Annotated in this window: 20 protein-coding genes; 7 read left to right on the top strand and 13 right to left on the bottom strand. The window is 69.2% G+C overall.

Going from position 1 to position 20,998, the window contains the following annotated elements:
• Positions 1-25 precede the first annotated feature (25 nt).
• From BLQ03_RS01190 to BLQ03_RS01180, 3 genes are all read right to left on the bottom strand, one after another.
• Positions 26-658, bottom strand: a complete 633-nt coding sequence (locus BLQ03_RS01190; RefSeq protein ID WP_090751802.1) for an LON peptidase substrate-binding domain-containing protein — start codon at positions 656-658, stop codon at positions 26-28.
• Positions 655-1,566 carry a thioredoxin family protein gene (locus tag BLQ03_RS01185; RefSeq protein ID WP_090751799.1) on the bottom strand — a complete coding sequence of 304 codons (912 nt, stop codon included), beginning with the start codon at positions 1,564-1,566 and terminating at the stop codon, positions 655-657. The genes BLQ03_RS01190 and BLQ03_RS01185 overlap by 4 nt, the downstream gene beginning before the upstream one ends.
• Positions 1,567-1,640: 74 nt before the next feature.
• Positions 1,641-2,432, bottom strand: a complete 792-nt coding sequence (locus BLQ03_RS01180) for an exodeoxyribonuclease III (protein WP_090751797.1) — start codon at positions 2,430-2,432, stop codon at positions 1,641-1,643.
• Positions 2,433-2,471: 39 nt separating this feature from the next.
• Here BLQ03_RS01180 and BLQ03_RS01175 point away from each other — a divergent pair, with 39 nt between their 5' ends.
• Positions 2,472-3,446: a glutathione S-transferase family protein gene (locus BLQ03_RS01175; protein ID WP_090751795.1), complete on the top strand. Its 975-nt coding sequence runs from the start codon at positions 2,472-2,474 to the stop codon at positions 3,444-3,446.
• 140 nt (positions 3,447-3,586) lie between these two features.
• Here the strand turns inward: BLQ03_RS01175 and BLQ03_RS01170 are convergent, their stop codons facing one another.
• Positions 3,587-4,273 carry a response regulator transcription factor gene (locus tag BLQ03_RS01170; protein ID WP_090751793.1) on the bottom strand — a complete coding sequence of 229 codons (687 nt, stop codon included), beginning with the start codon at positions 4,271-4,273 and terminating at the stop codon, positions 3,587-3,589.
• Positions 4,274-4,407: 134 nt separating this feature from the next.
• On the opposite strand from BLQ03_RS01170, the gene ribA reads away from it, so the two are divergent.
• The 3 genes from ribA to BLQ03_RS01155 are packed head-to-tail and all read left to right on the top strand — an operon-like array spanning position 4,408 to position 6,669.
• Positions 4,408-5,469, top strand: a complete 1,062-nt coding sequence (ribA, locus tag BLQ03_RS01165) for a GTP cyclohydrolase II (RefSeq protein WP_090751791.1) — start codon at positions 4,408-4,410, stop codon at positions 5,467-5,469.
• Positions 5,470-5,486: 17 nt separating this feature from the next.
• Complete coding sequence (locus BLQ03_RS01160; RefSeq protein ID WP_090752114.1) at positions 5,487-6,017, top strand: L,D-transpeptidase family protein; 531 nt, start codon at positions 5,487-5,489, stop codon at positions 6,015-6,017.
• 37 nt (positions 6,018-6,054) lie between these two features.
• Positions 6,055-6,669: a rhomboid family intramembrane serine protease gene (locus tag BLQ03_RS01155; RefSeq protein WP_139166591.1), complete on the top strand. Its 615-nt coding sequence runs from the start codon at positions 6,055-6,057 to the stop codon at positions 6,667-6,669.
• Between the two features lies 1 nt (position 6,670).
• Here the strand turns inward: BLQ03_RS01155 and BLQ03_RS01150 are convergent, their stop codons facing one another.
• From BLQ03_RS01150 to BLQ03_RS01135, 4 genes are all read right to left on the bottom strand, one after another.
• Positions 6,671-7,486, bottom strand: a complete 816-nt coding sequence (locus tag BLQ03_RS01150) for a DUF2268 domain-containing putative Zn-dependent protease (protein WP_090751786.1) — start codon at positions 7,484-7,486, stop codon at positions 6,671-6,673.
• A gap of 19 nt (positions 7,487-7,505) precedes the next feature.
• Entirely contained in the window at positions 7,506-10,148 is a 2,643-nt protein-coding gene (locus BLQ03_RS01145) for a DNA translocase FtsK (RefSeq protein ID WP_090751784.1), read from the bottom strand.
• A 7-nt stretch (positions 10,149-10,155) separates the two neighbouring features.
• Positions 10,156-11,337, bottom strand: coding sequence for an aminotransferase class I/II-fold pyridoxal phosphate-dependent enzyme (locus BLQ03_RS01140; RefSeq protein ID WP_090751781.1), 1,182 nt, complete (start codon positions 11,335-11,337; stop codon positions 10,156-10,158).
• Between the two features lie 88 nt (positions 11,338-11,425).
• On the bottom strand, positions 11,426-12,754 hold the full coding sequence (locus BLQ03_RS01135) for an amidase (RefSeq protein ID WP_090751779.1): 1,329 nt from the start codon (positions 12,752-12,754) through the stop codon (positions 11,426-11,428).
• A 180-nt stretch (positions 12,755-12,934) separates the two neighbouring features.
• Between BLQ03_RS01135 and BLQ03_RS01130 the strand changes: the two genes are divergently transcribed.
• Together BLQ03_RS01130 and BLQ03_RS01125 are read left to right on the top strand one after the other, a co-directional pair.
• Positions 12,935-14,158: a UbiH/UbiF/VisC/COQ6 family ubiquinone biosynthesis hydroxylase gene (locus BLQ03_RS01130; protein ID WP_090751777.1), complete on the top strand. Its 1,224-nt coding sequence runs from the start codon at positions 12,935-12,937 to the stop codon at positions 14,156-14,158.
• 93 nt (positions 14,159-14,251) lie between these two features.
• Complete coding sequence (locus tag BLQ03_RS01125) at positions 14,252-14,848, top strand: LolA family protein (RefSeq protein ID WP_090751774.1); 597 nt, start codon at positions 14,252-14,254, stop codon at positions 14,846-14,848.
• 24 nt (positions 14,849-14,872) lie between these two features.
• On the opposite strand, the gene BLQ03_RS01120 is transcribed toward BLQ03_RS01125, so the two are convergent.
• Positions 14,873-15,460, bottom strand: a complete 588-nt coding sequence (locus BLQ03_RS01120) for a transglycosylase SLT domain-containing protein (RefSeq protein ID WP_090751772.1) — start codon at positions 15,458-15,460, stop codon at positions 14,873-14,875.
• A 183-nt stretch (positions 15,461-15,643) separates the two neighbouring features.
• Here BLQ03_RS01120 and BLQ03_RS01115 point away from each other — a divergent pair, with 183 nt between their 5' ends.
• On the top strand, positions 15,644-16,828 hold the full coding sequence (locus tag BLQ03_RS01115) for an acetyl-CoA C-acyltransferase family protein (protein WP_090751770.1): 1,185 nt from the start codon (positions 15,644-15,646) through the stop codon (positions 16,826-16,828).
• Between the two features lie 301 nt (positions 16,829-17,129).
• On the opposite strand, the gene BLQ03_RS01110 is transcribed toward BLQ03_RS01115, so the two are convergent.
• The 4 genes from BLQ03_RS01110 to BLQ03_RS01095 form a co-directional block, all read right to left on the bottom strand.
• The gene (locus BLQ03_RS01110) at positions 17,130-17,735 is read right to left on the bottom strand and encodes a queuosine precursor transporter (protein WP_090751768.1); all 606 of its coding nucleotides are present in this window, start codon (positions 17,733-17,735) and stop codon (positions 17,130-17,132) included.
• Between the two features lie 176 nt (positions 17,736-17,911).
• Positions 17,912-18,802 carry an esterase-like activity of phytase family protein gene (locus BLQ03_RS01105; RefSeq protein WP_090751766.1) on the bottom strand — a complete coding sequence of 297 codons (891 nt, stop codon included), beginning with the start codon at positions 18,800-18,802 and terminating at the stop codon, positions 17,912-17,914.
• Positions 18,778-19,638: a penicillin-insensitive murein endopeptidase gene (gene mepA / locus BLQ03_RS01100; RefSeq protein ID WP_090751764.1), complete on the bottom strand. Its 861-nt coding sequence runs from the start codon at positions 19,636-19,638 to the stop codon at positions 18,778-18,780. Before mepA ends, BLQ03_RS01105 begins: the two co-directional genes overlap by 25 nt.
• A complete protein-coding gene (locus BLQ03_RS01095) occupies positions 19,635-20,993 on the bottom strand; it encodes an MFS transporter (protein ID WP_090751762.1) in 1,359 nt (452 codons plus the stop codon). The genes mepA and BLQ03_RS01095 overlap by 4 nt, the downstream gene beginning before the upstream one ends.
• Positions 20,994-20,998: the final 5 nt, after the last annotated feature.

The raw sequence follows: 20,998 nt of genomic DNA, 5'->3' as shown, positions 1-20,998 counted from the left end.
AAGGCGGGGGCGGGGGCTTGGGTCGTCAATGCAGCATCTCCTCGTCGTCGCCGCCGCCATGCAGGGCGTATTCCAGCAGTCCGTCCAGCATCTCGCGCCGGGCGGGCAGGTCCACGGCCTCCAGCAGCGCCTGCTTTTCCTCGACGCCCAGCGGCAGCAGCATGGACAGGCTGTTCACCAGCAGCTCGTCGTCGGCTTCCTCGGCGGCGTTCCAGTCGGTCGACAACTCGCGCTCGGCCATGTAGCGGCGCAGCCGCTCGATGAAGGCAGGGCGGTCGAACTCCTGGTCGGGTGGAACCGAGGGGGCGCGGTCGGCCCGGAAGGGTGTCCAGTCCACCCGGCCGCGCAGATAGGGGGTGAAGCCCTCGATCACCTCCTCCAGCCGGAAGCGCGAGATCGCCCGAAGCGAGATCATCAGCCGCCCGTCGTCCATTTCCGAGAACATCGTGACACGGCCGGCCGTGCCCACGGCAGCCAGGCCATCACCGACGGGCTGGATCATGCCGATCAGCCGGTGTCCGGATTTCAGCGCATCCTCCAGCATCTGCAGGTAGCGCGGCTCGAAGATGTGCAGCGGCAGGCGCGTGCGCGGCAGCAGCACCGCGCCCGGCAGGGGGAACAGCGGAATGGTGTCCGGCAGGGCGCCCCGCGGAGTCACGCGAAGATCAGCGACGACAGCCGCCGGCGCCCCTTCTGCACCAGCGGATCGGTCGGCTTGAGCGAATCGAAGATCGTCAGCAGCTGCGTCTTGGCCGCGCCCTCGTTCCAGTCGCGGTCGCGGCGGAAGGATTCGAGCAGCTGGTCGATCGCCTCCTCGACCCGGCCGGCCGCGTGCAGGGCAGTGGCATAGTCGAAGCGCGCCTGGTGGTCGGCGGGATCGGCGCTGACCCGCGATTCCAGGTCTGCCAGTGGCCCGGCCTTCTCGGCCTGCCGCGCCAGCGCCAGTTGGGCGCGGGCAGCCTCGACCGGGGCGGCATTGGCGGCGGCAGGGGGCACCTGCTCCAGCGCTTCCTCGGCGGATGCGACATCGCCTGCGGCCAGATGCGCACGGATCAGCCCGCCCCAGCCTTCGGCGTTCTCGGGCTCTTCGCCCAGAATCGCGGCGAAGGTTTCGGCCGCGTCCAGCGCCGCGCCCTCGGCCAGCATCGCCTCGGCGGCTTCAAGCGCCGCGCCGAGGCCGCCGTCATCGCCGCCCAGCGCCACCAGCTTTTCAACGAAAGCCTTGATCTGGCTTTGCGGGATCGCGCCCTGGAAAGCATCGACCGGGCGGCCCTGGAAAAAGGCATAGACGGTCGGGATCGACTGCACGCGCAACTGGCCCGCGATCATCTGGTTCTCGTCCACGTTGACCTTGGCCATGCGGACGCGGCCCTTGTGGCGGGCGACCTCGGCTTCCAGTTGCGGGCCCAGCGTCTTGCAGGGGCCGCACCAGGGCGCCCAGAAATCGACGATCACCGGCACCTGCATGGACGCGTCCACGACCTCGGCCATGAAATCCGCCTCGGTCACGTTCTTGATGAAATCGGCGGTGTTCGGCGCTGTCTCGCCCGAGCCTTGCAGCAGCATCGTCCTGATCCCCGGCTGTTTCCTTGCTTGGCCGCAATATGGGCGCTGCAGCGGGGGACCGGAAGGGGCCTTGCTTACACCCTCAGGTCGAAGCAGGCGAAGACGGGAACGTGGTCGCTGGGCTGCTCCCATCCCCGCACGGGGCGCAGGATGCGGCTGGCGTGGCCCGCCGGGGCGATGTCGGACGTTGCCCAGATATGGTCCAGCCTGCGGCCCTTGTCGGCGGCATCCCAGTCGCGGGCGCGATAGCTCCACCAGGAATAAAGCTTGCCCTCGGGGATGTCCTTGCGGGTCACGTCCACCCAGGCGCCGGCGTCCTGCGCCTCGGACAGGTGGTCGATCTCGATGGGCGTATGGCTGACGATCTTCTGCATGGCCTTGTGGGACCAGACGTCGTCCTCCAAAGGCGCGATGTTGAGATCGCCCACGAGGATGGACCGCTCGGGCTTCTCGGCATGGAAGCTGTCGCGCATGTCGGTCAGGTAGTCGAGCTTCTGGCCAAATTTGACGTTGACCTCGCGGTCGGGGGTGTCGCCGCCCGCGGGCACGTAGACGTTATGGATGGTGACGCCGTTTTCCAGCCGCGCCGCGACGTGGCGGGCGTGGCCAAGCCCCGCGTGGTCGCGGTCGCCCGCGTCCGTGATCGGCAGCCGCGACAGGATCGCGACGCCGTTGTAGCCCCGCTGCCCGCGCGCCACGATCCAGCGATAGCCGAGTTCGTGGAACAGCTCGAAGGGCATCTTCTCGACCGGCGACTTGCATTCCTGCAGGCAGAGGATGTCCGGGGCTTCCTCGCCCAAGAGACGGGTGACGAGACCGGCCCGCAGGCGGACCGAGTTGATGTTCCAGGTGGCAATGGTGAACATGGGGGCGACTTAACCCGCAGCGCGGAAAAGGGGAAGCCGATGAACCAGCTGGTGGACGGGGTCTGGACCAAGGGCAGCATCGGGGCCAGCAAGAAGGACGGCGCCTACAAGCGCCAGAACGCGGGCTTCCGCAACTGGATCACGCCCGACGGCGCGGCCGGACCCTCGGGGCAGGGCGGGTTCGCGGCGGAAAGCGGGCGCTATCATCTTTACGTCTCCTACGCCTGCCCCTGGGCGCATCGGACGCTGATCTTCCGCGAGTTGAAGGGGCTGGCGCCGCATATCGACGTTTCGATGGTCCACCCCGTCATGGGCGACGAGGGCTGGACCTTCGCGACCGATTTCGACGGGGCAACAGGCGATCCGCTCTTCGGCGCGGACTACCTGCGCGAGATCTACCTGCGCGCCGATCCGAAGATGACGGGCAAGGTCACGGTGCCGGTCCTGTGGGACAAGCAGCAGGGCACCATCGTCTCGAACGAGTCGAGCGAGATCATCCGCATGTTCGACAGTGCCTTCGATGCGCTGACCGGGAACGACACGCATTACTGGCCCGAGGAGTTGCGTGACGCCATCGAGGCCGTGAACGACCGCGTTTACCCGAACTTCAACAACGGGGTCTATCGCGCGGGCTTCGCCGCCCGGCAGGAGGCCTATGACGAGGCGGTCGGTCCCGTCTTTGAAACGATGGAATGGGCGGACGACATCCTGTCCCGCAACCGCTATCTGACCGGCGAGCGGCTGACCGAGGCCGACTGGCGGATGTTCACCAGCGCCGTGCGCTTCGACACGGTCTATCACACGCATTTCAAGTGCAACCGCCAGTGGCTGCGCGACTATCCGAGCCTCTGGGCCTGGACGCGCGAGCTTTACCAGATCCCCGGCATCGCCCCCACCGTGCGGCAGGACCACATCACCCACCACTATTACCGCAGCCACCCCGACCTGAACCCGCACGGGCTGATCCCGATCAACCCGGTCATCGACTGGGACGAGCCGCATGGCCGCGGCTGAGTGCCCAGAAAAAAACCCCGGCAAGAATGCCGGGGCCAGTGAGACAGGGAGGGAGGAATGTGGCCGCGTCCCCGACCACTGGGCTTCGTCCTGTTCAACCCGCGGCTGCGCGGCGGGTTCCCGGCGTCGCTTGAAATAATTTACGCGACCAGGCGGTAGCCGCCGCTTTCCGTCACCAGCAGCCGCGCGTTCGAGGGATCGGGCTCGATCTTCTGGCGCAGGCGGTAGATGTGGGTTTCCAGCGTGTGGGTGGTCACGCCCGCGTTGTAGCCCCAGACCTCGTGCAGCAGCACGTCGCGCGGCACCACCCCGTCCTGCGCGCGATACAGGAACTTGAGGATGTTGGTTTCCTTCTCGGTCAGGCGGATCTTCCGGTCCTTGCCGTCGATCAGCATCTTCATCGAGGGCTTGAAGGTATAGGGGCCAAGCTGGAAGATCGCGTCCTCGGACTGCTCGTGCGTGCGAAGCTGCGCACGCAGGCGGGCCAGCAGGACCGGGAACTTGAAGGGCTTGGTGATGTAGTCGTTGGCCCCGGAGTCGAGGCCCAGGATCGTGTCGGCGTCCGTGTCATGGCCGGTCAGCATGACGATCGGGCATTTCACGCCCTGCTTGCGCATCCGCTTGCACAGTTCGCGCCCGTCGGTGTCGGGCAGGCCCACGTCCAGCACCACCAGGTCGAAGATGGCGCCCTTTGTCTTCTCGACCGCCTCGGCCCCGCTGCCGGCCTCGAAGACGTCGAAATCCTCGGTGGCGACCAGTTGCTCGGCCAGGGCCTCGCGCAGGTCTTCCTCGTCGTCGACAAGCAGGATCTTCTTCAGTCCGGCCATGGATGCCTCCTTCGGTTGACGTTTGCGCGAAGATGGCCCTGCGGGCGCCCACGTCCAGTGGGTTGCAATGTTTCTCACAAGCAGTTGTGGCCGAGCGCCCTTATGTTACGGAATGTTTCAGGATTTATGGCCCCATGACCCTGCTGCCCACCCTGACCGAGACGATCAGCCGCGCCCGCACCGACCTACGGGTGGGCCTGCCGGTCGTGATCGACGGCCATCTGGCGGCGGCGGTGGAAACGCTGGCGCCCGCCCGGCTGGCGGCGCTGCGCAGCTTTGGCAAGCCCGTGCTGGCGCTGACCGACCGCCGCGCCGAGACGCTGAAGGCCCGGGCCTATGACGGCGATCTCGCCCGCGTCGAGGTTCCTGGGGATGCCGGTCTTGCCTGGCTGCGGGCGGTGGCGGATCCCTCGGACGACCTGCGGGTGCCGATGAAGGGGCCGCTGTTCACCCGGCGCGAAGGCGACCCGGCCGCCCATCGCGCGGCGCTGGCGCTGGCGAAATCGGCCGAGCTTCTGCCCGCGGTGCTGATGGTGCCCGTGGCAGAGCCGCCCCCGGGCCTGACGATCCTGCCCGCCGGCCCCGTGCTGGCGCAACTTGCCACTGAGACGGCACTGGCCCCCGTCGCCGCAGCGCGCCTGCCCATCGCGGCGGCCGAGCACACGCGCCTGCACATCCTGCGCGCCGAGGACGGCGGGTCCGAGCATTACGCGGTCGAGATCGGCGACCCGCCCCGCAACGCCCCCGTGCTGGCGCGGCTGCATTCGGCCTGCTTCACCGGCGACGTGCTGGGCAGCCTCAAGTGCGACTGCGGGCCGCAGTTGCACGCGGCACTGGCGGCCATGGGGGCGGAGGGCGCGGGCGTGCTCCTGTATCTCAACCAGGAAGGCCGGGGCATCGGGCTGGCCAACAAGATGCGCGCCTATGACCTGCAAAGCCAAGGCTTTGACACGGTGCAGGCCAACCACCGGCTGGGCTTCGAGGATGACGAGCGCGACTTCCGCCTGGGCGCGGCGATGCTGCGGCGGTTGGGCTTTTCGTCGGTGCGGCTGATGACGAACAACCCGCGCAAGGTGGCGATGATGGAGAGCCACGGCATCGAGGTGGTCGAGCGCGTGCCCCTGCAGGTTGGTCGCAACCGCTGGAACGACGCCTACCTGACCGTCAAGCGCGACAAGTCGGGGCACCTGCTGTGATCGGGCGCTTCAAGGACATGGTGCTGACCCCAGCGGGACTGCGCTTCGCGGGTCGCCTGATTCCCTGCAGCCTCGGCCGGGGCGGCGTCTTGGCCGCCAAGCGCGAGGGCGACGGCGCCACCCCTGCCGGCATCCACCGGATCGTCGGGCTGCTTTATCGGCCTGACCGCATCGCGCGGCCCGCGCCCTGGGCGGAAGCGATCGGACCCCGCGACCTCTGGTGCGACGAAAGCGGCCATCCGGCCTATAACCACTGGGTGCAGGCGCCCTTCGCCGCCAGCCATGAACGGCTGCGGCGGGCCGATCCGCTGTACGACTTGGTGGTGGTCACCGACTGGAACTGGCCCGAGGCGAGGGCGGGGCAGGGCTCGGCCATCTTCCTGCACCAGTGGCGGCGTCCGCGCTATCCGACGGCGGGCTGCATCGCCTTCGCCCGCCGCGACCTGATCCGCCTTGCCGCCGAGGCCGCGCCGGGGACCAGGCTGGTCGTGCCGGCAACGCTGTCCGGCCGCCTTGGCCGCCACGGGGCCGTCGCGCAGGCGGCATGAGGCTTTCCGCCGCCCGATCCGCGCTTATGCTGTCCCCATGACAGAGCCGATCCCGACCTTTCCCCGTCCGTCCGTTCCGCGCGCCTTCATGGGCGTCATCCTGGCCTGCGTGGTGGTCCAGCTGCTGATGCTGGTGCCTGCCTGGGACGAATGGGGGATGCTGCACGGCGCCCTGTGGCCGCAGCTGTTCCAGAATGTCCGGCCGATGTTTCCCGGCCAGCAGGTGACGATGTTCCTGACCTACGGCTTCCTGCATGGGGGGCTGCTGCACTTGGGGATGAACATGCTGGCGCTTTACGTGCTGGCCCGCTCGCTGTCGCTGGCGATGTCCGGGGTGGCCATGGTGGCGCTGTATGTCGTGGCACAGGTCGCGGCAGGGGCGGTGCAACTGTGGCTCTCCGACAGCCCCCTGCCGGTGGTGGGGGCCTCGGGCGCGATCTTCGGACTTGCGGGGGCCGAGATTGCCATCGCCGCCCGCATCCAGCTGGGCAAGGGCGGCAGCCTGCGCCCGCTCATGGGCCCGGTGCTGCAGTTCGTCCTGCTGAACGTCCTGCTGACGCTGGCCGTGCCGAACATTGCCTGGCAGGCCCACTTGGGCGGGGCCGTGGCCGGGCTTGTCATGGGCCTGCTTTACCGGCCACGCCGGCGCTGACTCAGGCCTGCGGCGGAGGTTCGTCGCAGGAGGCTGCGGGCGAATCCCTGCCTTGCGAGAGGGCGTCTGTCCCCGACGCTTCCTCGGCGGGCGCTTGTGACTCGGCGCCGGACTGCGGAACAATCTCTTCGCCCGGCGTTTCCCCCGAGGGTTCCTGCGGCGAAGCCCCGGGTTCCGGCTCGGCCTCGGGCGCGCCGCTCAGACGCCGCATCGCGGGGCGCAGAACCTCGGCCGGGATGTGGACCAGGGCCGCAGCTTCAAGTTCCGGCTCGCGCGACAGGTGCTCGGCCAGCAGCCGGTGCGCGAGCCCGTAGCCCGCCCATTTGCGGATGTTGCCGCGGCCTTCGAACCACAGCCCGCGGTCGAGGTCGCGCCAGGCCCATTCCGTCATGGCCCGCTTCGCCAGTCCCGAGGGTGGCGTGGTCGCGTCCCATGGGTCCGGGGGACTGCCTAGAACGCGGGTGACAAAATGCCCAGCCAGCCCCTCGCTGACCAGCACCTCGCCCAGCGAGCGGCCATAGCCCGGCCCGTCCCAGCGGGCGACGTGGTGCAGCTCGCGCAGCATCCGGCGGACCGTCAGCTCATGGGCGAAGCGGGCAGGCGACAGTGTCAGTTCGACCACGCCCGGCGCAGGCGCGGCGCCGATTACGCCCCAGTCGGACCCGCCGTCGCCCGCCCGCACCACCACGTCAAAGTCAGGCAGGTCCAGGTGGTCCGAGACCCGCGCCACCGACTCGGCAATGGCCGCGCGGACCTCGGGCATGATGCCGGTCAGCGCGTGGCGGGCGTTCAGGAAATGGACCTGCCAGTAGGGCATGGCGCGCCGGCTCCCGCGGTCAGACCTCGGGCACCAGGACCTCGCGCTTGCCGACGTGGTTCGCCGGGCTCACGACGCCCTGCTCCTCCATCTGCTCGACCAGCCGCGCGGCCTTGTTGTATCCGATGGCGAGCTTGCGCTGGATGTAGCTGGTGGAACACTTGCGGTCCTTGGCCACGATCGCCACCGCCTGGTCATAGAGCGCATCGTCCGAGCCGTCCGAGGCCAGGATCGCATCGATCTCGGCGTCGCGCTCGTCCTCGGGGCTTTCGACCACGTTGGACACATATTGCGGCGGCCCGAAGGACTTGAGGTGGTTGACGACCTCCTCGACCTCCTCGTCCGAGACGAAGGGCCCGTGGACGCGGGTGATGCGCGAGCCCCCGGCCATGTAGAGCATGTCGCCCATGCCCAGAAGCTGCTCGGCCCCCTGTTCCCCAAGGATAGTGCGCGAATCGATCTTGGACGTCACCTGGAAGCTGATCCGGGTCGGGAAGTTCGCCTTGATCGTGCCGGTGATGACATCGACCGAGGGGCGCTGCGTCGCCATGACGATATGGATGCCGGAAGCCCGCGCCATCTGGGCAAGGCGCTGGATGCAGGCCTCGATCTCCTTGCCCGCCACCATCATCAGGTCGGCCATTTCGTCCACGATGACGACGATATAGGGGAAGGTCTCGGGCTGGAATTCCTCGGTCTCGAAGACGGGCTCGCCGGTTTCCTCGTCGAAGCCGGTCTGCATGGTGCGGCGGAACAACTCGCCCTTGGACAGCGCCTCGCGGACGCGGCTGTTATAGCCCTCGATGTTGCGGACGCCCATCTTGGACATCTTGCGGTAGCGCTCCTCCATCTCGGAGACGACCCACTTGAGGGCCACCACGGCCTTCTTTGGGTCGGTCACGACGGGGGAGAGCAGATGCGGGATGCCGTCATAGACCGACAGTTCCAGCATCTTGGGGTCGATCATGATGAGCCGGCATTCCTCGGGCGTCAGCTTGTAGAGAAGCGACAGGATCATCGTGTTGATGGCGACGGATTTCCCCGAGCCGGTGGTCCCCGCGATCAGCAGATGCGGCATCTTGGCGAGATTCGCCACGACGGGCTCGCCGCCGATGTCCTTGCCCAGCGCCAGCGGCAGCGGCACCGAACTGTCGCCGAAGGCGCTGGCGGACAGGATCTCGCGCAGCACGACCTTTTCGCGGCGCTGGTTCGGAAGCTCGATCCCGATCACGGTGCGGCCGGGCACGGTCGAGACACGGGCCGACAGCGCCGACATGGATCGGGCGATGTCATCGGCCAAGCCGATCACCCGGCTCGCCTTCAGGCCCGGCGCGGGTTCGAGTTCGTAGAGCGTGACCACCGGGCCGGGATGCACGGCGGTGATCTGGCCCTTGACGCCATAGTCGTCCAGCACGGCCTCCAGCATCCGGGCGTTCTCGGCCAGCGCCTCGGGGCTCGCCGTGTGGCGCTCGACCGTGCCGGGGGCGGCCAGCAGCGACAGGGGCGGACGTTCATAGGCGACGGCGGCGCTGTCATAGGACAGGCCCGGCTGCGCCTCGGCCATCGCCTGGCGCGAGGGCGCAAGCTGCCGTGCGGGCGGCATCACCACGCGCGAGGTGTCCGTGGGCGGCGCCGGGGACACCGGCGGGACCGATTGCGCGCGCCCCGTCAGCCGGGCAGTGACGGCGGAAAGGACCGAGCGGCCGTCAGGCTCGGGCGTGGCCTCGGGTTCGTGATGGTGGCGGATCGCCTCGGTGATCCGCTCGCGCACGACCTGTGCGTCGGGGGCGGGCGCCGCCTCGTCATACTGGGGAGCGGGTTCGACCAGTTCGGGCGGCAGCGCCGCGTCCTCGGCCGGGGGCAGGGGGGCAGGGCGGCGCAGGCGCGAGAACATGACCGGCGAGGGGGCCTGCGCCTCGGGCTCGGCTTCGGAAGGGGCCTCCTCTCCGGCCATGCGGCGGCGGCGCGCCTCGGCCCGGCGGCGGACCTCGCGCGCGGCGGCGACCGAGGCCGAGGCCCCGTGTCCCACCGCCGTCATGCCCAGGTCATAGGCGGTGGCCAGCCCCGTGGCGAGGAAGCGGCCGATCCCCATCAGTTCGCGCCGGTCAAAGCCCAGCACGAAAGCCGCCATCGCCACCGCCCCAGCGGCGGTCAGCAGCGCCAGGATCTTCAGGCCCACGGCGGCACTGAAGGGCAGGATGCCGATCATTCCCCCCATCAGCATGTCGCCCAGGTGCCCGCCAAGGCCGAAGCTCTGCGTCCAGCCGGGTGGCGGCACCATGGACGAGGCGTGCAGCGAGGCCACGACCATGGCGATGGGCGTGAAGACGCCGCGCAAAAGCCGGTCCTCGCCCCGGTGCAGCATCAGCCGGAGGCCCCAGACGATGCCCGAAATGGCCAGCATCCAGCTGCCGTGCCCCACGATCATGAACAGCGCCGAGGCGATATAGGCCCCGACCCGCCCCAGCAGGTTCTGCGCGGGCTGGTCGGTCGCGGTGCCCACGCCCGGATCGTCGGGATTGAAGGAAAACAGCATGGTGGCGACCAGCACGCCCGCGACGATCAGGCCCGCGCCGACCAGTTCCTTGACCCGTCGTTCCAGCGCCACCTGCGTGGTCTGGTCGAACAGCGGATCGCGGTGTTTCGCCTGCCAGCTGGCCATGCCCCGTTTACCCTTTCCCATACAGCGTGTCGCGGATGCGGGTCAGCGCATCCTCGGTTTCCCCGGCCGGGCCCACCAGCGCCACGCGGACGTAGCCCTTGCCCGGATTGCCGGCATCGGTGTCGCGCGACAGATAGGCCCCCGGCAGCACCTGCACCCCCGCCTCGGCCCACAGCCTGCGGGCGGCGGCTTCGCCGTCTTCCACGGGCAGCCACAGAAAGAAGCCTCCCTCGGGCGGCACGTAGCCGGGCACATTGCCGAAGACCCGGTCGGCGATGGCGTATTTTTCCTGATACAGCGCGCGGTTCGCCATGACGTGATCCTCGTCGGCCCAGGCGACCTCGCTGACGCGCTGGTGGGGCAGGGGGACCGGCGCGCCGGAATAGCTGCGCAGCGTCCGCAGCCGCGCGATATGTTCCACCGCGCCCGCGACGAAGCCCGAACGCAGGCCGGGCAGGTTCGACCGCTTCGACAGCGAGTTGAACATCACCACCCGGTGGCCCAGACCCATGCCCATGGCGACGGCCAGCGCGCCGGGCGGGGGGGCGCTGCGCCAGATCTCGGAATAGCATTCGTCGGCGAAGATCAGGAAATCATGCCGCTCGGCCAACTCGACCAGCCGTTCCAGGTAGTCGCGGCCCGCGACCGCGCCCTGCGGGTTCGCGGGCGAGCAGAGATAGCAGATCGCGGCGGCGTCCAGCGTGGCCGGGTCCAGCGCCGCGAAGTCGGGCAGGTGGCCGGTCGTCCCGGTCGCGTTGACGAAGACGGGCTCGGCGCCCACCGCGGCGGCGGCCACGGCATAGACCTGGTAGAAGGGATTCGGCACGAGGATTCGCGGCGTCGTGCCGTTTTTGCGTTCGGGGCAGAGGGCGAGGGCCGCGTTGAACAGCCCCTCGCGCGTGCCGTTTAGGCCGGTGATTCCCTCGGGGGGCACCTCGATGGCGTGGCGAGTCTTCAGCCAGCCCGAGATCGCCGCCAGCAGCTCCGGCGTGCCCTCGTTCGGCGGGTATTTCCCCAGTTCGCCCACGGTCCGCGACAGGATCGGGGCGACGAAATCGGGGATGCCGTGGCGCGGCTCGCCGATCGTCATCACGATCGGGTCGGGGCCGGGAGCCACGTCGGACAAAAGCTTCCGCAGGCGCGGAAACGCATAGTCCGGCAGGTTCGAAAACCGCTGGGGGGATGTCATGCTGCCTCGCTCTCACGGGATCTGCCGTCCCGTTTGGCGCCAGACTATCGGCAAAGGGCCGATGCGTCCAGACAAAGGCCGGACGGGGTCAGTCCCGCAGGGCGGCCTCGACCGCCTGCGCCACGCGCAGCAGGGCAAGATCACCTCCCGCCGCGCCCATCAGCATCAGCCCGCAGGCAGGCCGCGCGGTAGGCAGGCTGATGGAGGGCAGGCCCATGGAATTGCCGATGCGGGTGTTGCGCAGCGCCAGCAGGTTCTCGGCCGCGAAGAAGATGGCGTCCTCTTCCAGCCGGGCAATCTCGGGCGGCAGGATCGGCGCGGTGGGCAGGATCACCGCGTCATAAGGGGCCACGGTGGCGGCCCAGTCCCGGCGCAGGTGGATCAGCCGTTCCCATCCCGCGACGTAATCGGCGGCGCTGACCTCGCGTCCGCCCCGGAAGCGTTCGAGGATCGGCAGGTACATCACCTCTGGCGCGGCCTCGATCTGGTCGCGCCAGAGGCCATAGGCCTCGGGGGCGAACAGGGTTGGCGACAGCGCCGCGGCATCGGTGACGCAGGAAGGCGCCGCGCGGGTGATCGAGACACCGGCGGCGGCAAGGCGCTCCACTGCCTCCTCGAAGGCGGCGACGGGTTCCTCGCGGGCGCCCTCAAACGGCAGGCCGTCCAGCACCATCAGCCGCAGGCCGCGCGGCTCGGCCTCGCGCAGGTCCGGGGCGGGAATGCCCTGAATCATCGCGAAGACCTCGGCGCAGTCCTCGACCGTCCGGGCCAAGGGCCCCACGACGTCGAAGCGACGGCAGAGCGGCAGGGTGCCGGTCATGTCCACCGCGCCGGGGCTGGGCTTGAAGCCGACGATGCCGTTCCAGGCCGCGGGCAGGCGGATCGAGCCGCCCGTGTCCGACCCGATGGCCGCCGCCGAGAGCCCCATCGCCACCGCCACGGCCGAGCCGCCCGAGGAGCCGCCCGCGACAAGGCTCGCGTCATAGGCGTTGGGCACCGTGGCGACGGTGGGGTTCAGCCCGAGGCCCGAGAAGGCCAGTTCCGTCATGTGGGTCTTGCCGAGGCACACCGCGCCCTGCAGCGTCGCCGTTGCCAGCACCGCCGCATCCTGGGCGGGAACGCGACCTTCCAGCAGCATGGAGCCGGCCTCGGTCGCCACGCCCGCGCTGTCGATGTTGTCCTTCCAGGCCAGCGCCACGCCGTCCAGCAGGCTGCGCCGCAGGCCCGCCTTGGCGCGGTCATGGGCGGCAATGGCCTCGGCCCGCGCACGTTCGGGCGTGGTGCGGGCGAAGATGCGCGGGCTGAGCGGTGCGCGCGCGATGGCGTCCAGATAGCCCTCGGCCAGATCAACGGGACTGACCAGCCCGGCCATGATCGCGCGCCCCTGTTCCGTCGCCGATGCCTTGAGCCAGTCCATGCGGTGTTCCCTGAAAGTGTCGGCCACACGCTAGCGGCGCCGGGCCGGGGCGGCAATGCCGGACCGGGGCGCTGCCCCATCGTCGTATCCGACGATCCCGGGATATTCGTGCGAAGAAGATGGAGCCCGGTGCCATGCGCCGCATGGACCGTGGTCGGAGCCCGGGATAGGGTAGGTGACATGGCTGTGGATCACGACATCATCATCGCGGGCGGAGGCCTGAACGGGCCTGCGCTGGCGCTTGCCCTGGCCCAGGTGGGGCTATCCGTCGCCGTCATCGACGCGCGTCCTGCCCGCGACCGGGCCGGGGAGGGCTTCGACGGGCGCGCCTATGCGCTGGCGCTGGCCTCGCGGCGGCTGCTGACGGCGCTGGGGCTTTGGGGCGGGCTGGCCGACAAGGCGCAGCCGATCCTGCGGGTCGAGGCCGCGCAGGGCCAGCCGGGCGAAGGGGCAGGGCCTTTCCACCTGATCTTCGATTCGGCCGAGATCGAGGAAGGCCCGGTCGGCCACATGCTCGAGGACCGCTTCCTTTACGCGGCCCTGGTCGAGGCGATGGAAGGGCGCGTGACCCATTTGCCCGGCCGGCAGGTCACGGGGCAGCAGGAGCGCCCCGGCCATGTCGCCGTCACGCTGGACGACGGACGCGAATTGACCGGGCGGCTGCTGGTCGGCGCGGACGGACGCGGCTCGGGCGTGGCGGCGCGCGCGGGGATCACCCGGCGCGGGCATGGCTACGGCCAGACGGCACTGGTCTGTGCGGTCGATCATGAGCGGCCCCACGGTGGCACTGCCTGGCAGTATTTCATGCCGACCGGGCCGCTGGCGATCCTGCCCCTGCCGGGTAACCGCAGCTCCATCGTCTGGTCCGAAACGGACGAGAATGCCCGCGCCATCGCCGCCCTGCCGGACGACGAGTTCCTCGACGTCCTGCGCCCGCGCTTCGGCGACTATCTGGGCGAGATCCGGCTGGCCGGGCCCCGATTCTCCTATCCGCTGAGCCTGAGCCTGGCCGAATCCTACGTCGCGCCGCGCATCGCGCTGGTGGGGGATGCCGCGCATGGGGTCCATCCGATCGCGGGGCAGGGGCTGAACCTCGGGTTGCGGGATGTCGCGGCGCTGGCCGAGGTCGTGGTCGAGGCCGCCCGGCGCGGCGAGGATATCGGCGCCCCCGACGTGCTGGAGCGTTACCAGAGGTGGCGGCGATTCGACGCGACGGCCCTGGGGCTGGGGATGGACACGGTGAACCGGCTGTTTTCCAACGACCTGCCGGTCCTGCGGCAGGCGCGCGGGCTGGGCATGGGCCTTGTCACGGCCATCGCGCCCCTGCGCCGCGCCTTCATGCGGCAGGCGGCGGGGCTGTCGGTCGCGCCGATGCCCCGGCTGCTGACGGGTCGCCCGCTCTAGACCGGAACCCTCACTTGCGCGCGAGCGTTCGGGGCGGTGCCGTCCCTGTTTCGTGACGTGCAAGTCCTTGGAAAGGCGGTATTCACTTCGCTCATGAACCTTCGCTCTCTCGCTCTTGCGCCCGCCTTCGCCCTTGTCTTCGCGCTGCCCGCGGCGGCCGAGAAGATCTCGCTCAATGAAATCTCGCGCTATCTCAATGGCCTCAAGACCGTGGTGGCCGACTTCACCCAGGTGAACGCCGACGGATCGGTCACGCCGGGCCGCGTCTTCATCCACCGCCCCGGCCGGGTGCGCTTCGAGTACAAGGGCGACAGCACGCTGGTGCTGGCCTCGGGCGGACAGGTCGCGGTCTTCGACAGGAAGTCGAACACCGGCGCCCAGCAGTATCCCCTGTCGCGCACGCCACTGAACATCATCCTGGCCGACAACGTGAACCTGGGCCGCAACGGCTCGGTCATCGGGCATAGCGAGCGCAAGAACACCACGGTCGTGACCGCGCAGGACCCCCAGCATCCGGAATACGGCAACATCCAGATGGTCTTCACGGCCAACCCGACCGAGCTGCGCCAGTGGATCGTGACCGATGACACCGGCAAGAAGACGACGGTGATCCTGGGCGAGATGCAGAAAGGCGTGCAGATCCCGCCCTCGCGCTTTTCGATCACCTCCGAGGTCGAGCGCCGGCGCTGAGGCGCCGGGCTCCGGTGGCCGGGCTCAGGCCCGGCCGCAAGCCGAAAGCTGCGCCTGGTACATGACCGCGCGCTGCTGCACCTGGCCCGCGACGCCCAGCAGCCAGGTCTTGGACAGGTGGCTGCCCCGGGCATAGCCCGAGCGCCCCTCGTGATAGGCGAGATACTGGTTCGCGGCGTCCGCCTTGGACACGCCCAGACTTCGCGCCGTCCCGTCCATGTACCAGCCCATGAAGTCGGTGGCGTCGCGGATGTCGTCGCGGCGCGCGCGGCGCTTGCCGGTGGATTTCAGGTATTCCTCCCACGTGCCGTCCAGCGCCTGCGAATAGCCGTAGGCCGAGCTTTGCCGCCCGATGGGGATGATCCCCAGCGCATACTGGTGCGGCGTCCGGGCATCGCCGATGAATTTCGATTCCTGGTGGATCGAGGCCATCTGCACCGCGACCGGCACCCCCCAGCGGCGTTCCGCCGCCTTCATGGCGCGCAGGTAGGCTGGGCGCTGGGCCACGATCGAGCAGGCGTTGTCCAGATCGCGCGGCGCCTTGAAGTTCCCGCCGCCGCCCCCGCAGGACGCGACCAGCATGACGATGGCCAGCTTCAGATAGGTGTTCATTGCCTGTGCCCTCGGGTTCTTTTCTTTTGCGGGGCATCTTAGGGCCTCGCGCCGCCCTGTAAAATCGCCTTTGCGTCAGAAGGGGCAACGCTGCGCTGCCGCATCCTGCCGGGTTTCCCTTGTATCCCGTGGGATGCAGTCGCTAATCTCGGACGACAATATTTTCCGAGGGGGAGACTCAGAATGGCAGACAGCGACATCGTGATCCTGTCGGGCGTGCGGACCGCGATCGGCGGTTTCGGTGGCAGCCTGGCAAGCGTTCCGCCGATCGAGCTTGCGACCACCGTCGCGAAAGAGGCAATGGCCCGGGCGGGCGTCACGCCCGACCAGATCGGCAACGTGGCCTATGGCCATGTCATCAACACCGAGCCGCGCGACATGTACCTGTCGCGGGTGGCGATGCTGAACGCGGGCATCCCGGAAACCACTCCGGCGATGAACGTGAACCGGCTCTGCGGTTCGGGCGCGCAGGCCATCGCCTCGGCCGCGCAGTCGCTGATGCTGGGGGATGCGGACTTCGCGCTGGCGGGCGGCGCCGAAAGCATGAGCCGCGGGCCCTTCATCATCCCGTCCATGCGCCACGGCGCCAAGATGGGCGACCAGCAGGCGCTGGACATGATGGTGGGGGCGCTGACCGACCCGATGGGCACGGGCCACATGGGCGTGACGGCGGAAAACGTCGCGGCCGAGCACCAGATCAGCCGTGACGAGCAGGACGCCTTTGCGCTGGAAAGCCAGAAGCGCGCCGCCGAGGCCATCGCCGAGGGCCGCTTCAAGGACCAGATCGTCCCCATCCAGATCAAGACCCGCAAGGGCGTGATCAGCTTCGACACCGACGAGCATCCCAAGCAGACCTCGGCCGAGGCGCTGGCGGGCCTGCGCCCCGCCTTCAAGAAGGACGGCGGCAGCGTCACCGCCGGGAACGCCAGCGGCATCAACGACGGCGCGGCCGCCATCGTCCTGGCGCGCGCGGAAGCGGCCGAACGCGCGGGCCTCAAGCCGCGCGCGAAGCTGCTGGGCTATGCCCATGCGGGCGTGCGCCCCGAGGTCATGGGCATCGGCCCGATCCCGGCCGTCCAGAAGCTGATGGAAAAGATCGGCCTGACCGTGGACGACTTCGACGTGATCGAGTCGAACGAGGCCTTCGCGGCTCAGGCGCTGGCGGTGAACAAGGGGCTCGGGCTCGATGCGTCCAAGGTGAACCCGAACGGCGGCGCCATCGCGCTGGGCCACCCGATCGGTGCGACCGGCGCGATCCTGACGGTCAAGGCGCTCTATGAGCTTGAGCGCACGGGCGGCAAGTACGGGCTGATCACCATGTGCATCGGCGGTGGCCAAGGCATCGCGCTGGCGATCGAGCGGATCTGACGCCTTTCGACCAAAAGGAACCCCGGCCGTGGAAACGCGGCCGGGGTTTTTTCATGGGCGCCTGACAGGCGCCCGGAAAACCGAACGGGCCGCCCCCTGAGGACGGCCCGCGAGATCAGGAAGATGGTCCGGTTAGGGATGGATGATCCGTCCCAGACTGGGGTTCTGCACCCTTGGGGCTGCCCTCAGGCGCTGGTCCCCCCTGCTGTCCCGGCACCTCTCTCCAACATCACTCTCGACACTGGACCACCTCCTTTCAATGTTGCTCGTAGGGTTGAGGTTGGCACAGGCGGGCAACAAGTCAATAGCCGCGGACCGGCGCAGACAAGATTTTGCGGACCAGCACCCGGAATGGCACAAGAGCCAGCACGGCAAGGGTCATCTTGCACATCCAGTCGGCAATTCCCAAAGACACCCACAGCGGCGCCAGCGGGCCCGCGCCCAGCAGCGGCACGGCCTCGTTCGACCAGCCGGTGTTGGCGTCGGCGGGCAGGAAGACGGCAAAGGCGATGGTGAAGAACAGCACCGTGTCCAGCACCGCCCCCACGACCGAGGACAGGAAGGGCGCCTGCCACCAGTCACGGTGGCGCAGCCGGTCGAACAGCCACACGTCCAGCAGTTGCGCCAGCAGGAAGGCCGCGCCCGAGGCCACGGTGATCCTGAGCGTGGTTCCGCCTCCGGTCGCCGCGACTAGCGAGCAGATGACGCCGATCACGAAGCCTGCCACCACCACGCGCCGCGCGGCGGCAAGGCCGTGGATGCGGTTGGTGATGTCGGTGACGAGGAAAGCCACCGGATAGGTCAGCGCCCCCCAGGTGAGCCAGTCGCCCAGGCGGAACTGCACAAGGATGTTCGAGGCGAGCACAGTCGCGGCCATCGCCAGGATGGCGGGAAGGATCGGGCGCATGGATGGTTTCCGTTTTACAAGGTGGCGGAAGAACTCGGCCCCGCAAGGGCGGAACGAGGGGCGCCTACGCCTTTGCCTCGGGGCAAGTCAAGCAGGATGGGCGTCAAAGTGGGGGCTTCGCCCCCGCGCGACGCGCTCCCCCAGGATACTTAAGCGAAGAAGAACAAGGGGAGGCTTCACCGCACCCGGTATTCGACCAGTTCGGTGCGCTGGACGAACAGGAAATTGTCGTCCGAGATCATGGTGATGCGGATGCCCTGGCCGTCGGCCCAGACGGCGATGCCTTCGAGGTTGTCGAACTGCATCAGGCTGGTGGTCAGGATATGCTCGGGCGGGCCGATCTTGTCGTCCTCCATCGCATAGCGGCGCACGCGGCTGGCGAAGCCGCGCAGGCCCCGGAAGTCCCGTTCAAGGACGTAAAGCTTGCCGTCCGGCCCCACGTCGGCCCCGACCGGGGCCCAGACCTCGTCGCGAGGCAGATGGAAGGCGGTGGACCAGGCGCCGTCGCGGAAGCGCCAGACCGGCGTCAGGGGCTCGGATGACTCCCACCGTTCCGGCATGGTCAGAAGGTCGCCCTCGGGCGTGATCGCCAGCGCCTCGAGCCCCGCGTTGCGGACCAGCGCCTTGAAGGCGGACGCGGGGGGGATGCGCTCGGCCGGGTCGTCGGGGTCGTCGAAGCGGGCGATCCGGTCCAGCCCCTCGAAGCTGACGAACATCCGCCCCTCGGCGTCGATCGCCAGTCCCTCGGCATCGCCCAGGTAGCCGGGCTTCAGCTTGGTTCCGGTGCTGTCCTGCAGGCGTGCCCGGCCCGCGGTGGACAGCGCGCGGATGCGGCCCTGGTTGTCACGCTCGATGCTGCCCCAGCGGACCGTGCCCCGGTCCGACAGCGCCGTGTAGCTGCGCCCGTCCGCCGACATCTCGATCCCCGAGAACCCGCCGAAATCCTCATCGGTCCCGGTCCACACATGGGTGCCCAGGTAATCCACGATCAGGGCGGCCGCATGGGCGGGCGCCGACAGCCCCCATGCCAGCGCCGCCGCGATCAGCGCGCGACGAGGGTCTGGCATGTCCGGGGAAGCTCGCTCAGCCGGTAGGTGCGGGGGTGGCGATAGTCGGGATCGGCGGGGGCAGGCGGCGGCGGGTCGATGCGGTTGCGGATCCACCGGGCGGCTTCCTCGCAGCCGTCGCCGGGGGGCGGGGGCGCCTGGTTCTCGCAGCCCTGGTTGGGGCAGGCGAGGCGGACGTGGAAGTGGTAGTCATGCGCGTTGATGGGGCGGATCTTGCGCAGATAGGCGCGGTTGCCGCGTTCGGCCTGGCACATCGCGACCTTGGCCACGGGATCGACGAAGATGCGCGCCACGCGCGGGTCGGACGCGGCGGCGCGGATGATGGCGTGGTGGCTGGCCGACCAGAGCGGGCTGGGCCGGATGCCGTTCTTCGCCACCACCGACTGCGAGGACAGGTTTTCCCGCTGCGAGGGCGTCAGCCGCAGGGACGAGGGCGGCAGCATCCAGATGTCGGCGTCCAGCCCGATCTGGTGGCTCGCGTGACCCGAGGTCATGGGTCCGCCCATCGGCTGGCTCATGTCGCCGATGTAAAGCCCGGCCCAGCCGTAGCGCGTCGCCTGCTGCGACAGCCCGACAAGGAAATCGACCAGTTGCGGATGGCCCCAGTTGCGGTTCCGGGACAGCCGCATGGCCTGCCAGGTCGGGCCCGTCTCGGGCAGCTGGATGTTGCCGGTGGCGCAGCCGCGGGAATAGCCGCCGAAGGCGCCCGAGGGGCCTCCGTTCGATTGCCGGAAGGCGCCGAAGACGTCCTTGGCCAGCGGGTCGGCGGCCGCGGCGGGCAGGGCCAGCGCCGAAAGAGCCAGCGCGGCCAGCATGGACTTGAACTTGCGGATCACTGCTCGGGTTCTCCCTCTGGTTTTACCCAGCTTAGCAGGGCAAGCGACAGAAGGAACATCACGATCAGGGGCGAGATGCCCAGCCGCTGGTTGCCTGTGGCCGTGGTGACAACGGCGATCAGCGTCGGCGCAAGAAAGGCCGTGGCCTTGCCCGACAGCGCGTAAAGGCCGAAGGCGCCCGTTGCGCGCTCGGCCGAGGTATGGCGGACCATCATGGTGCGGCTTGCCGCCTGCACCACGCCGCCCGCGCCGCCAATGGCGACCCCGCAGGCGAAGAACAGCGCGTCGGGCAGGCGCGAGCCGGGGGGAAGCTTGACGCCGAAGATGCTGGTCCGGTCCATTCCGACGACCAGAAGGCAGACCGCGATCAGCACCAGCGTGCAGGCGGCGATCACGGGGCGCGGCCCCCAGCGCCGGTCCGCGCGGCCGCCGATCCAGCAGATGACGGCGGCGGAAACGGCGCTGGTGACGCCGAAGATGCCCGACAGGATCACCGGCCAGCCCAGTACCGTGCCCGCATAGACGCCCCCGAAGCCGTAAAGAGCATTCAGCGCATCGCGCGAGAACATTGACGACAGCAGCCAGGCCGCCAGCGAGCGCCGGTGTCGCAGGCTGCGCAGCAGCGCGCCGAGGTCGCGCATCGCCCTGCCCAGTTGCAGCGGCCGGGCCACGCCGCGCGGCTCTCGCACCCAGACGAAGAACGGGATCATGAAGATCAGGTACCACAGCGCCGTGAAGGGTCCGACAAAGCGCGTGCCCTCGCGCGCCGCGCCGTCCAGCCCCAGGGCGGGCGGGTTCCCCAGCAGCGTCAGCCCAGTGACGGCGCTTTCGGCGAACAGCCCCAGCATCAGCGCCAGCGACAGGACGCCCCCCACATAGCCGAAGGCGAAGCCCGAGCCCGAGATGCGGCCGATCTCCTCCCGCCCGGCCAGCGTCGGCATCAAGGCGTTGGTGAAGATCGTGGCGAACTCCATCCCGATCAGGCCGAGGCCGAAGCAGGTCAGCGCCAGCACCAGCCCCTTCCCGTCGGGCGCGAGAAGCCACAGCCCCGCCGCGCCCGCGACATAGAAGGCAGAGAAGAGCCGGATCCACGGCATCCGCCGCCCCGTGGTGTCCGCGACCGCGCCGAGGATCGGCGCCAGAGCCGCGATGACCATGCCCGAGGCGGCCAGCCCCCAGCCCCACAGGGCCTGCGCCCGCGCGCCCGCTTGCGCCGGGTCCGTGCCTTCAAGGACGAAGCGGGTGCTCGCCACCTCGGCGAAGTAGATCGAGAAGATGAAGGTCAGCAGAAGGGTGGCATAGGGCTGGCTGGCGAAGTCGAAGAACCACCAGCCCCAGATGCGTTTGCGGTCCATCGCGC

This window comes from Paracoccus chinensis (assembly GCF_900102885.1).
GTDB lineage: Bacteria > Pseudomonadota > Alphaproteobacteria > Rhodobacterales > Rhodobacteraceae > Paracoccus > Paracoccus chinensis.
This window is presented reverse-complemented; position numbering and strand designations above follow the sequence as displayed.